Consider the following 13,767-nt stretch of genomic DNA (forward strand, 5'->3'; position numbering starts at 1 on the left):
GGGCCGGGGAGACATCCCCTAGGCGTCGTCCGCGCCGTCGTCGGGGACCCAGCGCAGCACGTCGCCGGGCTGACAGCCGAGTGTGCGGCAGATCGCGTCCAGCGTCGTGAACCGCACCGCCTTCGCGCGACCGTTCTTCAGCACGGCAATATTGGCAGGCGTGATGCCGACCGCATCGGCGAACTCGCCCACCGACAGGCCGCGTTTGGCGAGCTGGAGGTCGAGGTCGACGATGATCGCCATCAGACCACCTCGGCGATCTCGGTCTGCAGTTCCGTCGCCTTGTGCAAGAGGCTTCGCATGATGACGATGAGCATCACGAACGAGGCCCCTACGCCGGCACTCGCGGTCGCGGCGGCCAGTGCGCCGAGGACCTCCATGCCGTCGCCGGGAGAGGGGATATCGGTCAGGGCCAGATGCCCGGTGGCCCCGATCGCCAGCAGCGTTGCCACGATCGAGGACCCGATGATGGTGTCGACCCATCGGAAGGCCCTTGGCGTGAAGATCGCATCACGTTCGACCATGGTGAGCAGCATCCACACTGCGGCGAGCGCGACTTGGACACAGGCGATCCCGGCGATCGCCACCGTCACGTAGGGCGCGGCGAACGGGGCGTAAGGGGGGAAGTGGTCGACCTCATCGGCGGCCGTCGTCGGAATGACCACGATCTGACCGAAGAGGCCGAACAAGATCACTGCGACGATGCCAGCCCGGAGTGCGGCGATGAAGAAACGATGCATGCATCGATTATCGATTGATTTCGATCGAAAATCAATCGATCCGTCCCGACGGTCAGCCCCTGGCGTGCTCCCGGGGGCTTGTGGTGGCATCGGTCATGCCCAGCCCATCTCGGTGTAGAGGCGCCCGCCCGGTTCCGTCGATCGCGGCGTGGGTGAGACGGCCTGCCGGGGGTCACCTCATTCCCGTGCCGAGACCGTCACCGTGACCCGTCCGGAGGCGCCTGGCTGGGGCCATATCCGGACCGTGCCCCGCTCCCCGGCCGGTACGACACGTGGCCGGGCCACGGCCGGGCCTTGCACCGACACCTGCCATCCCGTGGCCGTAGGCGGAGTGGACAGCTCGCTGACGTCGGGCCGTCCCGAGGAGTCGTAGACGAGGTGGAACGTCTGGGTTGTGGCGTCGTAGCGCCGCTCACGCACCGTGCCTGCGACAGCGGGGGCATAGGGACGCGCGGTCTGTTCCTTGTTGGCCTGGAAGTGGCCGTCCTTGTCGACGGCGCAGTACCCGCCGCCGTAGCACCACACATAGCCCGCCCAGCCGGAGCTGTAGCGGTCGAGGGAGGCGAGGGCATCGCCGTAGAAGCGCGCCATATTGGGCAGCGAGCTGTCCCGGGGACCCCACTCGCCGACGACGACCGGTACGTGCTGGGCGCGCGGGTAGCGGGTGACGGCGTCCTCATAGGTTTCGAGCCAGCGCGCCGAGGGGGCGTAGTCGCCGCCGGCTTCCATGGTGGCGTTGTAGAAGTGCGGCGCGTAGACGACCTTGGGATCGTGGATGCGGCCGAGGCCGGTGGGCAGCCCCTCGCCGACGATCGGGGTCGGTTCGACGGACAGCCTGTTGTGGCGGTCGACCGTGCGGATCTCGTCCGCGATCCGCTGGTACATCGGGGTCAGCTGCTCCGACTCGATGCGGTGGGCGGCCGCCGGAATGTCCTCGCCCTCGCGGAGCCGCCCCATGGGTTCGTTGATCAGGTCATAGCCGAACACGGCGGGGTGGTGGGCGAAGCGCTGGGCGAGCACGCGCCACATGCGGGCCTGCGCGCGCTGGAGGTCGGTGTCCTGGTAGAGGTGCTCGAAGGCCGCCTGCACAGCGGGTTCGAAGTACTCCGCGAACCAGTCGCCCGGATGCGGGGCGAAGGGCAGCCCGTCGGTGCGGGTCGCCCACTCGGGGATGCCTCGATGGCCGAACTCGGGGCCGAAGACGTCCTGGTGGGCGTCGATGACGACCTGGATGCGCCAGCGGTGGGCCCAGTTGAGGATCCGTTCGATCTTGCGGAGGTAGCCCGAGCTGTAGTGGCCGGGCCGCGGTTCCAGATCGTCCCATCAAAACAGCAGCTCAGGCGTCAACCCTCGCCGAAAGTGACACTGCGCGGGTCGTCGCCGGGACCATTCGCGGAGTCGTGAGGGCGGTCGGCACAAGGCCCTTCCGAGGTGCCATCCGGGGCCTGCTGCTCACCGGTTCCGTATGCGGTTTCGGTGAGCAGCAGGGCGATGTCGTCGGCCCGGTACGAGGAGCGCCGGGCGTTGTGCAGCAGCCGGCCGGCGAGTTCGTCCAGTGAGTCCGAGCGGGCGTGTGCCAGGGAGGCGCGAAGGCGGTCGATTCCCACGTCGATGTCGGCCCCGGGCTCCTCGACCAGGCCGTCCGTGTAGAGGGCGAGGACGGATCCCGGCGGGAGGGCGAACCGGGTTGGGGGGTAGGCGCTTGCGCGCTCCACACCGAGGAGTGGGCCGACGTCGAGGTCAAGGGCACCGGTCGTCCCGTCGGGGCGGCGGAGCAGGGGTGGGGGGTGCCCCGCGGTGACGGCCTGGGCATCGTGGGTCCGGGGTTCGAGGTGGATGCAGCAGCAGCTGGCCAGCAGCCCGGGGTCGAGGTCGATGAGGGTGCGGTTGACGCCCGCCATCACCTCGCCGGGTGCATGGCCCACGGCCGTGAAGGCCCGTACCGCGCTGCGTAGTTGGGCCATGGTGGCCGCGGCGGCGATGCTGTGCCCCTGCACGTCTCCGATGACGAGCGAGACCCCGTTACGCGTGGGGATGACGTCGTACCAGTCGCCGCCGATGTCCATGCCACTGGTGCCGGGCAGATAGCGCGCAACGGTGCGGATGCCCGGGATGGCCGGCAGCCGGTGCGGCAGGAGCGCCTGCTGCAGGCCGCGCGCGATGGCGAACTCCGAGTCGTAGAGCTGTGCTCGTTCCAAGGCCTGGCCGATCAGTCCGGCGAGAGCGGTGAGGACGCCGCGGTCCCTCTCCGTGAACTGATGGATCGTGTCGAAGCCCAGGACGCAGATGCCGACCGGGTGGCTGGAGGCGATCAAGGGCAGATACACCCAGGAGCTCGCCTCGCCAGTGGGGATGTCCGGGTAGTCCTGTGAGAGGTCCTGCCGCGATTCGATGAAGAGCGGAGCGCCGGAGGTGAGGGCCTCCGTACCGGGCAGGCGGGCGTGCAGCGGTGCGCCCTCCAGCCAGTCGAGGAAGTCTTCGTGGTGCCCGGTGTGAAAGAGCAGGTGCATCGTTTTGTTGCGGACGACGTAGATCGCAAGCTGCTGGCCTCCGAACGCGGGGAGGAGCTGGTCGGAGACGACTTCGCAGACTTCGCGGGTGGTGACCGCCTCGGTCAGCGCGCTGCCGAGCTGCAGGACGTGGTGCATGACGCCCAGACGCGTCGGTGTGGCGGCAGTCGGCGACTCGGTGGAGGAGGCGGAGGGCGTCGAGGCCGAGGGTGGCTGGCCGAGGGGCACCACGCGGCCCGTCACTCCATCCGCTTCCGGATGGAGGGAGAAGGCGAGCCAGCGGTCGGGCGAGTGGCAGGCGAGGAAGGAGGACGGCGCCTGCGAGATCATCGCCGACCGGTGCCGGGACTCGACGTCGGGATCGGACAGCCAGGGCAGCACGTCCCAGAGAATCCGACCCAGCAGCTCGTCGCCGGAGACGTCCAGCAGCTGCAGAGCCCTGTGGTTGGCGTAGGTGACCCGCCCGTCAGGGGCGAGGGAGAACAGCCCGTCCCGCAGCCGTTCGACGGCTGCCAGGGCCGTGCTGCCGGCCCGGGGATCGACGACCGCGCCGACCAGGCGGGTGCGTGGTTCCGCGTCGTCGGCCTCTAGCACGCGGCCCCACAGCTCGACCGTGCGGTACCCGTCGCCGCCGTATCTGTGATCCCGTATGCGCAGGCGTCGCGAAGTGGTCCGGCTCCCCAACGCTGCCTCGTCGGCCCCGAACCGGAAGGCAGCAAGATCGCCCGGGTGGAGGGAGGCATGAAGGGTTTCGGCCTGTCCATCGAACGTACGAGGGTCGAGGTCGAAAATCGTGCAGAACTCGTCGTCCACGGAGATCATGCCGGAGACGAGGTCCCAGTCGAACAGGCCAACCCGCACGGCCGGTGCCGAGGGAGCGGGGTTCTCGACGGGGATCGTTTCGGGGGCGCATTCAACTGGATCGCCGCTGCGGGTCCGGAGGGCGGCGAGAGAGGTCCCGAGCCGGCTGGCGATGGTCCGTACGTGGCGGCGCTGGGCCTTGGTGAGCCCCTCGCTGCCGGGTGACGCCGCCCAGATGATCGCCAGCGAACCGAAGGTCTCCCCACCTGCGCCCACCGGCACGGAGCAGGAGCCGAAGGCGTACGGCAGAGCCACCGCGAGCTGGGGATAGCGGCGCATGGTCTCCTCTGCGTTGGCCAGGTGGACCGTGCGCCCGGAACTGTACGCCGCGGCGACCGGGATGGGACTGCTCACCGGAATGAGGCGCCAGCCACCGAGCAGAGAGGGCGGCACCCCGCAGGTCGCGGCGAGCACGATCGACCGGCGGTCGCGGGAGCGGAGAAAGACGCTCCCCGCGTACGCGCTGGTTCCTTCGACGGCTTCGACGACGGCTGCGGCGAGCAGCTCCTCGCGCTCCGCCGTGGTGCCGACGGTCATCCCGCGCATACCTCCAGTGTGCGCAGGTCGGGCCCACCCGGCACAGGGCGGCAACTCAGCGAGATGTGCCGATCACGGTTCGCGGGGCTTGGAGGTGTAACAGGCGGCGCATCCTCCTGGTAAGGAATTAGTCGAGTAGGGGCGTATGGGCGACTAATCCCATCGATCCCTGGTCACCTCGCAATGGAATCAGTAGGCTACGGGGTGGAGCGGGTGATCAATGGCGCCTGCATCGGTGACCACCTTGGCGGGGGAGGGGAGGAAGCCCGGGCGTCGCCCCCGAGCCGAACGCGCCCCGTGCCGCCGCTGGAGCGACGCGCCGGCCGCTGGGCAGGGACCTTCGTGTCGGGTGCCTTCGTCTCCGACACACGCTCCGGCCACCGGACGGAACATCACCCACCGACACCAACGTAAGGCCCCGCCATGAGCCATCCCACGCCCGGTCGGCCCCTGTCGCAGACGGACCGCACACGTCACCACCGGCTGCGAGAGCAAGGCAGCCTGGACCGGAACGACCTCGATGCCATCCTCAAGGCCGGCTTCGTCTGCCACCTCGGAGTGACCGTCGACAGCAACCTGCTGGTCATACCCACCGTCTACGGCACGGACGGCACCACGCTGTACTTCCACGGATCGGTAGCCAGCCGCAGCCTGGTCGCCTCACCCGACGCGAGCGTGTGTGTCACCGTGACGCACATCGACGGCCTGGTCTTGGCCCGGTCCGTCTTCGAGCACGGCGTCAACTATCGCAGCGCCATGATCTTCGGCATTCCCCGGCCGATCACGGACCCGGAGGAGAAGTGGACGGGCCTTCGTTGCCTCACCGAACAGGTGACCCCCGGCCAGTGGGACTACGCGCGGCAGCCCAGCCGCAAGGAACTCGCGGCCACCTCGCTGCTGGCCCTCTCCCTCGACGAGGCATCCGTGAAGATCCGCACCGGTGCCCCGGACGACGGTGACACCCCCGACGCCGAACTCGGGCTGTGGGCAGGCGTCCTCCCCCTCCAAGCCCACTGGGGTGACCTGGAGCCGGATCCAGCCCTCCCCACACACATCAAGACACCACCGCACCTCGTGCACCGCCAGGGTGTTTCCGCTTTTCGGTAACTGATGCTTGGCGGACTGTGCTTGGGGGCTGGGGGCTGGGGGCTGGGGGCTGGGGGCTGGGGGCTGAGGGCTCAGGGCTGAGGGCTCAGGGCTGGGAGCATCGACGCCTGACGACTCAGGCCTCGTTCCCCTGGCGTTGATCCGCGGCACGCCAAGCTCAGTCCGCGACCTGGTTCCTCCGCAGACGCCCCCTTGGGGCGCCGGCCTCGGTCGTGGCTGCCCGACCACTCAGTCGAAAGTGCCGGCCAGGTAGGCGTTGCGGGTTCTGATGAGGTGGGGCATGTACCGGCTCAGGAGGATTCTGTCGACGATACGTCCGACAGGCCCCAGCGGTGAGGCGAAGTCGATGACGTCTCTCATCACGGTTCCACCGGCGCCGTCCGGCTCGAAGTGGTGCGCGTGCCGCCATCGCTTGAAGGGCCCGGACTCCTGCTCGTCCACGAAGTGTCGGGGCCGGTCGTAGACGGTGATACGGGCCTTGAGCCGCCACGTCAGACCGAAATGACGAGCCCGGAAGGTCACGGTGTCACCGAGAGACAGTTCGCCCCGAGTCCTGCCACCCACTGCACGCTCCGACGAAGCGGCCATGGAGCGGGTGTGCGCCTGCACATCCAGGCATACCGCGAACACCTGGTCCGGGGGTGCGGCGACGGCTGTCACTACCTCGAAATTCGGCACGAGTCCATCGTAGGTGCCGGGCGGTGGCTTGCGATCGCGGGCTCCTTGCTGTGGTGGCCGGGATGAGCCTGGGCTCTTTGACGCGTGGGTGAGGGCTCAAGGGGCCGGGTGGCAACCCTGAGGCGTCGCCCTGAGGACAACCCTGACCACGTCCCGGTGCCTTCCCTGATTTCCGTCTCTGGCGGTGGTGATCCCGGGTGGCCCGCTGTCAGGCTCGGCTGAGGGCAACCCCCGTGATTCATTTCGTAAGACCCTCGGAAGGGGCTTGATGCAACCGCTCTTCAGGGCGCTCACCGGAGTGCTCGCCGTTGGATTATTTGCCGGAGCGTCGACGCCCGGTGTGGAGGCGGATGCCGGCTCTCCTGGCAGAAGTGCGACGACGCAGGAAGCCATCGACTGGAAGCCATGCCCCCAGGACGCCGCAGCGGAATGCGGGACTCTGCGCCTGCCCGTCGACCGGGCACGTCCGTCGGGTAAAAAGTTTGATCTTGCGGTGGCTCGTCGCAAGGCGACCGATCCGGACCGCCGGGTCGGTGTGCTGCTGGTCAACCCGGGCGGGCCGGGTGATTCAGGAGTGGACTTCGCTGTACGGCGCGCCAAGTCCCACTTCAGCGCGGACGTCCAGGAAAAGTTCGACATCATCGGGTTCGACCCCCGGGGTGTCGGGGGCAGCCAGCCGGTGAAGTGCTCGCAGAAGCTGCTGGACCAACGGCCGTCGGCCTACCCCCGCAATCAGGCGGAGTTCGATCGACTCACCGACTTCAACCGCACCTTGCGCAAGGACTGCCGACGACACAGTGGACCGGTCTTCGACCACGCCGACACCTTGAGCACCGTCCGGGACATGGACGCGATCCGTAGGTCGCTGGGTGAGAAGAAGATCAACTACTTTGGTCACTCCTACGGCTCTTCGGGTCGTACCACTGGCTGACGATGATGTGGAAGTTGCCGAACGTCGAGCCGGGGATGACGAATCCGCCGTACGGGCTCGCCACGAAGTTGGCTGCCTCCTGCCCCGGGATGCCGGGCAGGATCATCGTCTGCTCCAGCGTCCTGGTCAGGTCCGACGTCGGGAGCGGGAAGACCATCGCCCGGATCGACAGCGCGTTCCTGTTCAGCCAGGTGAGGACGTACTTGCCAGCCATGGCGCGGAAGCAGATCTCGCCCCACTTCCGGGTCCCGAAGACAGTCGTCGGGGGCGCGCCCCACCGCCAGGCGCCGTCGGCGTAGCCCCATGGCTCGTATGCGTCCGCGCTGCCGAGGCTGTCCTTCCGTACCCGGTGCAGCAGCATCCCCGATTCCACCTCGCGGTTGATCGTAGATGACGCCGCGTATGAGGTGCATGTACATGACGCCATCGACGACGAACACATCGGACGGGATCGCCGTCGTGGCCTTGTCGCCGACCGGGCTGTGCGGCTCGTCGACCAGGCTGTTGGCGTGATCGACGCCGACGCTGCCATCGATACGCAGGTTGTTCAGGTCCGCGCTGCTGGAGCGCAGGCCGACCGGCGCGCGCCAGTCATCGGCGGGCTCGCCCGGCTGCGGTACATGATCGCCGTTGAAGGTGTCCCCGCCGACGAACAGCATGGTGCCGTTCGGACACTCACTTGTACCGGAGACGCCCTCGGTGCCGCTTCGTTTGGCGAGGGCCGTAAGAGAGGATCTCGTCCTTCTGCGGGGAGCGCGGGTGGTTTGGCGGACTGCCTGGAGGGACTCGACCGACGGGGGCGGGAAGGGATTGATCGATACTCACCGGTACGCGGACAGCGGCGTCCGCTGACGGCCAACAACGCGCCATTTTCCCAGTTCAGGGCCGCGCCGTGCGAGCCCGGCGCGTGCTCGGGCCCGCTGCGGACAGCTCTTGACGGCGGTGTGTCGATCACCGTACGGTGCGGCGAACCACAACTGAAAAAACCACCGACGATTCTGCGCGGGAGAGCCCACACCCCAGTGGCGTGGCGCCGAAGGAGCAAATCCTCCCCGGAAACTCTCAGGCCTCGTTACCGCGCAGTGGAGGTGGACTCTGGAAAGCAGACGCTCATGCGTCTCGCCCACGGTGCAAGCCGCCCAGCGCGGTGAAGCTCTCAGGCCAATGACAGAGGGGGAGGCTCACTCGATCGCGTGCCCCGTTCGACGGTGCGCGCCAGGCCCGAGGAGTCTCCATGGCGTACCCCGCCGCTCTCCCCGACACCCCGTCCCACCAGTCGCTCGCCGCTCTGGAACGGACCGCACCCTTCTCCGTGCGCCACATCGGACCGGACGCCGAAGAGCCGTCCACGATGCTCTCCCACCTCGGCTTCGGTTCGCGGGACGAACTGATCGACGCCGCGGTGCCCGGCTCGCTGCGCGACCGCCGCGGGTCGCGGCTTCCCGCCCCGGCGTCCGAGGCCCGGACCGAAGCCGAGCTGTGCGCCCTTCCCACGACGCTCCCCACACGGCACAGATGCCGGCACGCGACGGGGAGCGTTTCTACAGCCGGGACACCGCGGCGTACCCGATGACGACGGCCGGCCGTAACAAGTACTGGCTCCTCGTCCGCCCTGTCGACGGAGCGCACGGCGACCGCAATCTCCTCTGCTCCTGCCCGTCGATCGACGTCTACGAGAGCTGACCGCCGCAAAGGCCGGCGGTGCGTCGCGCTGCGACAAACCACCCTGCCGCCCCTGCCCGGCTTCACACCACCTGTCTGAGCGACACCGTCCCGAACTGGCCGGTGCCCCCAGCGACCCACGGAGGATGGCATGGCCATCAGCGTATTCGACCTCTTCTCCATCGGTATCGGACCCTCCAGTTCCCACACGGTCGGCCCGATGCGCGCCGCCCGGATGTTCGTGCTCAGCCTCCAACGCGATGGCCTGCTCCCTCGCACTGCCTCCGTACGCGCCGAACTCTTCGGCTCGCTCGGCGCGACAGGACACGGCCATGGCACGCCGAAGGCCGTACTGCTGGGGCTGGAGGGCCACTCCCCCCGTACCGTCGATGTCGAATCCGCCGACGGCGAGGTCGAGCGCATCCGCTCCATCAAGCGGCTGCGGCTGCTGGGCGCCGAGACAGGCAGCGCCCACGAGATCGACTTCGACGAGTCGACCGGACTGATCCTGCACCGCCGCCGCGCGCTGCCGTACCACGCCAACGGCATGACGCTCTTCGCCTATGACACCACCGGTGCACCGCTGCTGGAGAAGACGTACTACTCGGTGGGCGGGGGCTTCGTCATCGACGAGGACGCGGTGGGCGAGGACCGCATCAAGCTCGATGACACCGTCCTGAAGTACCCCTTCCGGACAGCCGCGGAACTACTGAACCTCAGTCGCGAGACGGGCCTGTCGATCCCCTCTCTGATGCTGGAGAACGAGAAGGCCTGGCGCACCGAGGACGAGATCCGCGCGGGTCTGCTGGAGATCTGGCAGGTCATGCAGGCGTGTGTGACGCGGGGGATGTCCCGTGAGGGGATCCTGCCCGGTGGTCTGAAGGTCCGGCGGCGGGCCGCCCACTCCGCCCGCCAGCTGCGCTCCGAGGGTGATGCGGCCGCCCGCGCCATGGAGTGGACCACGCTCTACGCGATGGCCGTGAACGAGGAGAACGCGGCCGGGGGCCGGGTGGTGACCGCCCCGACCAACGGCGCGGCCGGCATCATCCCCGCTGTCCTGCACTACTACATCAACTTCGTGCCCGGTGCCGACGAGGACGGGGTCGTGCGCTTCCTGCTCGCGGCCGGCGCCATCGGCATGCTCTTCAAGGAGAACGCCTCCATCTCCGGCGCCGAGGTCGGCTGCCAGGGCGAGGTCGGCTCGGCCTGCTCGATGGCCGCCGGCGGCCTCGCCGAGGTCCTCGGCGGCTCCGTCGAGCAGGTGGAGAACGCCGCCGAGATCGGCATGGAGCACAACCTCGGCCTGACCTGCGACCCCGTCGGCGGCCTCGTCCAGATCCCCTGCATCGAGCGCAACGGCATGGCAGCCGTCAAGGCCGTCACCGCCGCCCGTATGGCGCTGCGCGGCGACGGCCGCCACCACGTCTCCCTCGACAAGGTCATCAAGACCATGAAGGACACCGGCGCCGACATGAGCGTCAAGTACAAGGAGACGGCGCGCGGCGGGCTCGCGGTCAACATCATCGAATGCTGACCCGGCGGACCTCACCGCCCGTTCCGTTCCGGCCGTTGCCGCTTCGTGCCCTCCCCTCCGCTCCTGCCGATTCTTTCCGAGAGGATCCATTCGCCCATGCCATCCCCTGCTTCCACGCACCTCCGCGGGGCACCATCGCCACCACCCCTCACGGTCACGGCGAATCCCGGATACGTACCCCCCTTCACCGACGCGGACCCCGAGGTCGCGGCGGCCGTCGCGGCAGAACTGCGGCAACGGCAGCAGTCCTTGGCGATGACTGCTGCGGGAGAGAGCAGTTCCGCCACGCCCCAGGCGCAGGCGGCGCTCGAACGCATTGCGGTCAGCCGGGTGCAGGCCCTCTTCGGCGGGAAATGCGCCCAGGTACTGCCTCAGAGGGCGGTCCCGGCCCACGAGGCAGCCCTCACCGCCCTGTTGGCCCCCGGAGACACTGTCCTCTGCCCTGACCACGCCTTCGGTGGCCAGGGTGTGCACAGCACACTCGTCACCCTGACCGGCCGGCCCTACGACGTCGTCCCGTACCCACTTCGGGCATCCGACGGTCTGGTCGACATGGCGGAAGTGGCTCGCCTTGCCCGGGCCCACCTGCCCACGGTGATCGTCGCGGGCGGAGCAACCCACCCCCGCATTCCGGATCTCGTGCGCTTCCGACAGGTCGCGGACGAGATCGGCGCCCTGCTGATGGTCGAGATGACGTGCTTCGCGGGTTTGGTCGCGGCCGGGCTGCAGCCGAGTCCGCTGTCCGGTGCCCATGTCGTCACCGCCGACCTGCACGGGATACTGGACGGTGCCGGTGGCGGGGTGCTGCTCACCGACGACAGACACCTCGCCACGCGGATGGCCTCGACAACCGCCGCCCGCCGGACGAGTGGCGGGCCTTCGGGGCAGTTCCTCGCGGCGCAAGCGGTCGCCCTTCGCGGGGCCATGTCATCGGAGTTCCGGGAACGGCAGGAGCGCTCGCTCCGTGGCGCCCGCATTCTCGCCGGACGGCTCCTCGCCGATGACGTGGCCGAGACCGGGGCCCGGGTGGTCACCGGTTCGACCGAGACGCCGCTCGTGCTGATCGATCTCGCGCATGCATCGCTGGACGCCGGACGGGCCGGGGAACGTCTGCGCTCGCTCGGCATCACGCCGGACAGCTCGGATAAGCACGGCCTGTGCCTCGGTACCACGCCACTGGCCGTCCGTGGATTCGATGACGCGTCCTTCCGCGAAGTCGCCGACGTGATCGCCCGAGCCCTCACACACGAACCCCACGCCGCCGCCATGGCCGAGCTGAGCGCTCACGTAGCCGCACTGACGCAGCGGCATCCCCTCGCGTCCGCAGACACCCACCCGGAAGAGGAGTAAGCCCTCCCATGAACCAGCATTTCGACGTTCTCGTCATCGGCGGCGGGCCCGGCGGCTACGTCGCCGCCCTCCGCGCCGCCCAGCTCGGCCGTACGGTCGCCCTCGTCGACAAGGAGCGCCCCGGTGGCGTCTGTCTCAACTGGGGCTGCATTCCGACCAAGGCCATGCTGCGCTCGGCGGAAGTTCTGGAAACTGTGCGTGGTGCCGAGGAGTTCGGTGTGCTGACAGAGGGGGTGCGGCTGGATTACTCCGCCGTTCTGCAGCGCAAGGACGGGATCGTCAGCCGGCTGACGGAGGGCATCGCGCATCTCCTCAAGGCCAACGGCGTGACCGTGGTGAACGGCCATGCGCGGTTCACCGATCCGCATACCGTCGCCGTCCACGAAACCGGCCCCTCGCCCCTCGGAGGAGACGGCCCGCTCTACGCCGCACCCCCGACGCAGCAGCCGGCGCGGGAAAGCCTCTCCGCGGACGACATCATCATCGCCACCGGGTCCCAGCCGCTCATGCCGGACCTCCCGGGCTCCGACCTTCCCGGCGTCATCACCTCCGACGGCGCGTTCCTGCTGCCGGAGGTCCCGGCCCGGGCCGTGGTGGTCGGAGGCAGCGCGGTCGGCGCGGAATGGGCGAGCCTGTTCCGCACGTTCGGCGCCGAGGTCACCCTCGTCGAGATGGCGCCGACGCTGCTGCCGGCTGAGGACGCAGAGATCGGACGCACCCTCACCCGGTCCTTCACCAAGCAGGGGATCAAGGTACTGACCCGGCACACCGTCACGGCCATCGAAGGGGAGGGCGGAGGCGAGGGCGGAGGCGACGGTCTTCAGCTCCGGGCACTGGTGACCGATGCCAACGGCCAACCCGTAGAGACCCTCCCCGCAGACATCGTCCTCTTCGGCGTCGGACGCCGTCCCAACACCGCCGGCCTCGACCTGGAGAAGGCCGGAGTGCACACCGACGACCGGGGCTACATCCCGGTCACTGACCGCCTGCGCACCAACATCCCGCATATCTCTGCGATCGGAGATGTGACGGGCCGCATCCAGCTCGCGCACGTCGCCTCCCACCAGGCCCTGGTGGCGGCGTCCGTGGTGAGCGGCTACGACGAACGCATCGACTACCGGGCCGTACCGGCAGCCACCTTCACCCGCCCGGAGGTGGCGAGCGTCGGCCTGACGGAGGCTCAAGCACGCGAAGCCGGCAACGAGATCACCACCGCACGCTTCCCGTTCGCCGCGCTGGGGCGCGCTCACGCGTATGGCGCTACGGACGGCATGGTCAAGGTGGTCGCCAACCGGTCGAGCGGTGCGGTCCTCGGTGCGCACATCATCGGTCCCGGCGCCAGCGACCTGATAGCGGAGGCGGCACTCGCCGTGACCCACGGCGTGACACTGACGGGCCTAGCCGACACCATCCACGCCCACCCGACCCTTGGCGAGGCCACCATGGAGGCGGCAATGGGGGCCCTCGGGCTCCCGCTCCACACCGCGCCCGTCCGCCGCAGAGGATGAGCAGCGGTTAGCGGTTACCCCCTGGGCAATGACCGCAACGAGGCCGGGGCAGGACGCCGCCCCGGCCTCGTTGTCCGTCCCCTGCTATCTCTGCGGCTTCCCGGCGGGGGTGCGCTGTGGGACCAGGCTGGACTCGCACCCCCACCGCACCGCACGCCCCTTGAGGGAGCCGGCCGGGAGCCGGCCGGGAGCCGGCCGGAGCCGGGCGCGAGCAGGCCCGGGAGCCGGCCGAAGGAGCGATGGGAACAATTGTCACCTTCCTGGCGCGGATGCCCGAATGACGGTGAGGAAGCCGCCCTGCGACCTCGCCCTGCGGAAAACCACGGGGCACACCCCTACGGCATGGGAA

At 69.1% G+C, this 13,767-nt stretch carries 10 protein-coding genes, 2 pseudogenes and 1 riboswitch; of the genes and pseudogenes, 6 read left to right on the plus strand and 6 right to left on the minus strand.

Going from position 1 to position 13,767, the window contains the following annotated elements; genetic code table 11:
• Positions 1 to 18: 18 nt before the first annotated feature.
• From SLV14N_RS37325 to SLV14N_RS37340, 4 genes and pseudogenes are all read right to left on the minus strand, one after another.
• Positions 19 to 243, minus strand: a complete 225-nt coding sequence (locus SLV14N_RS37325; RefSeq protein ID WP_093648025.1) for a helix-turn-helix transcriptional regulator — start codon at positions 241 to 243, stop codon at positions 19 to 21.
• Entirely contained in the window at positions 243 to 740 is a 498-nt protein-coding gene (locus SLV14N_RS37330; RefSeq protein WP_263272780.1) for a DUF2975 domain-containing protein, read from the minus strand. The genes SLV14N_RS37325 and SLV14N_RS37330 overlap by 1 nt, the downstream gene beginning before the upstream one ends.
• A gap of 177 nt (positions 741 to 917) precedes the next feature.
• Positions 918 to 2,075: pseudogene (locus SLV14N_RS37335) on the minus strand (cellulase family glycosylhydrolase); the annotation flags it as partial.
• A gap of 8 nt (positions 2,076 to 2,083) precedes the next feature.
• Complete coding sequence (locus SLV14N_RS37340) at positions 2,084 to 4,657, minus strand: SpoIIE family protein phosphatase (RefSeq protein ID WP_263272781.1); 2,574 nt, start codon at positions 4,655 to 4,657, stop codon at positions 2,084 to 2,086.
• Positions 4,658 to 5,071: 414 nt separating this feature from the next.
• Between SLV14N_RS37340 and SLV14N_RS37345 the strand changes: the two genes are divergently transcribed.
• The gene (locus SLV14N_RS37345; protein WP_263272783.1) at positions 5,072 to 5,755 is read left to right on the plus strand and encodes a pyridoxamine 5'-phosphate oxidase family protein; all 684 of its coding nucleotides are present in this window, start codon (positions 5,072 to 5,074) and stop codon (positions 5,753 to 5,755) included.
• A gap of 228 nt (positions 5,756 to 5,983) precedes the next feature.
• On the opposite strand, the gene SLV14N_RS37350 is transcribed toward SLV14N_RS37345, so the two are convergent.
• Positions 5,984 to 6,433, minus strand: coding sequence for an SRPBCC family protein (locus tag SLV14N_RS37350; protein WP_208687297.1), 450 nt, complete (start codon positions 6,431 to 6,433; stop codon positions 5,984 to 5,986).
• Positions 6,434 to 6,701: 268 nt separating this feature from the next.
• Between SLV14N_RS37350 and SLV14N_RS37355 the strand changes: the two genes are divergently transcribed.
• Positions 6,702 to 7,364 (plus strand): alpha/beta hydrolase, encoded by a 663-nt coding sequence (locus SLV14N_RS37355; protein ID WP_263272784.1) that lies wholly within the window; start codon positions 6,702 to 6,704, stop codon positions 7,362 to 7,364.
• On the opposite strand, the pseudogene SLV14N_RS37360 reads toward SLV14N_RS37355, so the two are convergent.
• Positions 7,315 to 8,038, minus strand: a pseudogene (locus tag SLV14N_RS37360) (DUF4185 domain-containing protein); the annotation flags it as partial. The gene SLV14N_RS37355 and the pseudogene SLV14N_RS37360 sit on opposite strands and share 50 nt — an antisense overlap.
• A 319-nt stretch (positions 8,039 to 8,357) precedes the next feature.
• Positions 8,358 to 8,452, plus strand: a riboswitch (glycine riboswitch).
• A gap of 146 nt (positions 8,453 to 8,598) precedes the next feature.
• On the opposite strand from SLV14N_RS37360, the gene SLV14N_RS37365 reads away from it, so the two are divergent.
• From SLV14N_RS37365 to lpdA, 4 genes are all read left to right on the plus strand, one after another.
• The gene (locus SLV14N_RS37365; protein WP_265875047.1) at positions 8,599 to 8,937 is read left to right on the plus strand and encodes a hypothetical protein; all 339 of its coding nucleotides are present in this window, start codon (positions 8,599 to 8,601) and stop codon (positions 8,935 to 8,937) included.
• Between the two features lie 240 nt (positions 8,938 to 9,177).
• Positions 9,178 to 10,560: an L-serine ammonia-lyase gene (locus SLV14N_RS37370; RefSeq protein WP_263272787.1), complete on the plus strand. Its 1,383-nt coding sequence runs from the start codon at positions 9,178 to 9,180 to the stop codon at positions 10,558 to 10,560.
• Positions 10,561 to 10,656: 96 nt separating this feature from the next.
• Entirely contained in the window at positions 10,657 to 11,910 is a 1,254-nt protein-coding gene (locus SLV14N_RS37375; protein ID WP_263272789.1) for a serine hydroxymethyltransferase, read from the plus strand.
• 8 nt (positions 11,911 to 11,918) lie between these two features.
• A complete protein-coding gene (lpdA, locus tag SLV14N_RS37380; RefSeq protein WP_263272790.1) occupies positions 11,919 to 13,418 on the plus strand; it encodes a dihydrolipoyl dehydrogenase in 1,500 nt (499 codons plus the stop codon).
• Positions 13,419 to 13,767 lie beyond the last annotated feature (349 nt).

The organism is Streptomyces sp. Je 1-4 4N24 (assembly GCF_026239515.1).
GTDB lineage: Bacteria > Actinomycetota > Actinomycetes > Streptomycetales > Streptomycetaceae > Streptomyces > Streptomyces nigrescens.

Coding starts and splice junctions, on each gene's coding strand:
- SLV14N_RS37325 (WP_093648025.1), bottom strand. CDS start 243: ATGGCGATCATCGTCGACCTCGACCTCCAGCTCGCCAAACGCGGCCTG.
- SLV14N_RS37330 (WP_263272780.1), bottom strand. CDS start 740: ATGCATCGTTTCTTCATCGCCGCACTCCGGGCTGGCATCGTCGCAGTG.
- SLV14N_RS37340 (WP_263272781.1), bottom strand. CDS start 4,657: ATGCGCGGGATGACCGTCGGCACCACGGCGGAGCGCGAGGAGCTGCTC.
- SLV14N_RS37345 (WP_263272783.1), top strand. CDS start 5,072: ATGAGCCATCCCACGCCCGGTCGGCCCCTGTCGCAGACGGACCGCACA.
- SLV14N_RS37355 (WP_263272784.1), top strand. CDS start 6,702: ATGCAACCGCTCTTCAGGGCGCTCACCGGAGTGCTCGCCGTTGGATTA.
- SLV14N_RS37365 (WP_265875047.1), top strand. CDS start 8,599: ATGGCGTACCCCGCCGCTCTCCCCGACACCCCGTCCCACCAGTCGCTC.
- SLV14N_RS37370 (WP_263272787.1), top strand. CDS start 9,178: ATGGCCATCAGCGTATTCGACCTCTTCTCCATCGGTATCGGACCCTCC.
- SLV14N_RS37375 (WP_263272789.1), top strand. CDS start 10,657: ATGCCATCCCCTGCTTCCACGCACCTCCGCGGGGCACCATCGCCACCA.
- lpdA (WP_263272790.1), top strand. CDS start 11,919: ATGAACCAGCATTTCGACGTTCTCGTCATCGGCGGCGGGCCCGGCGGC.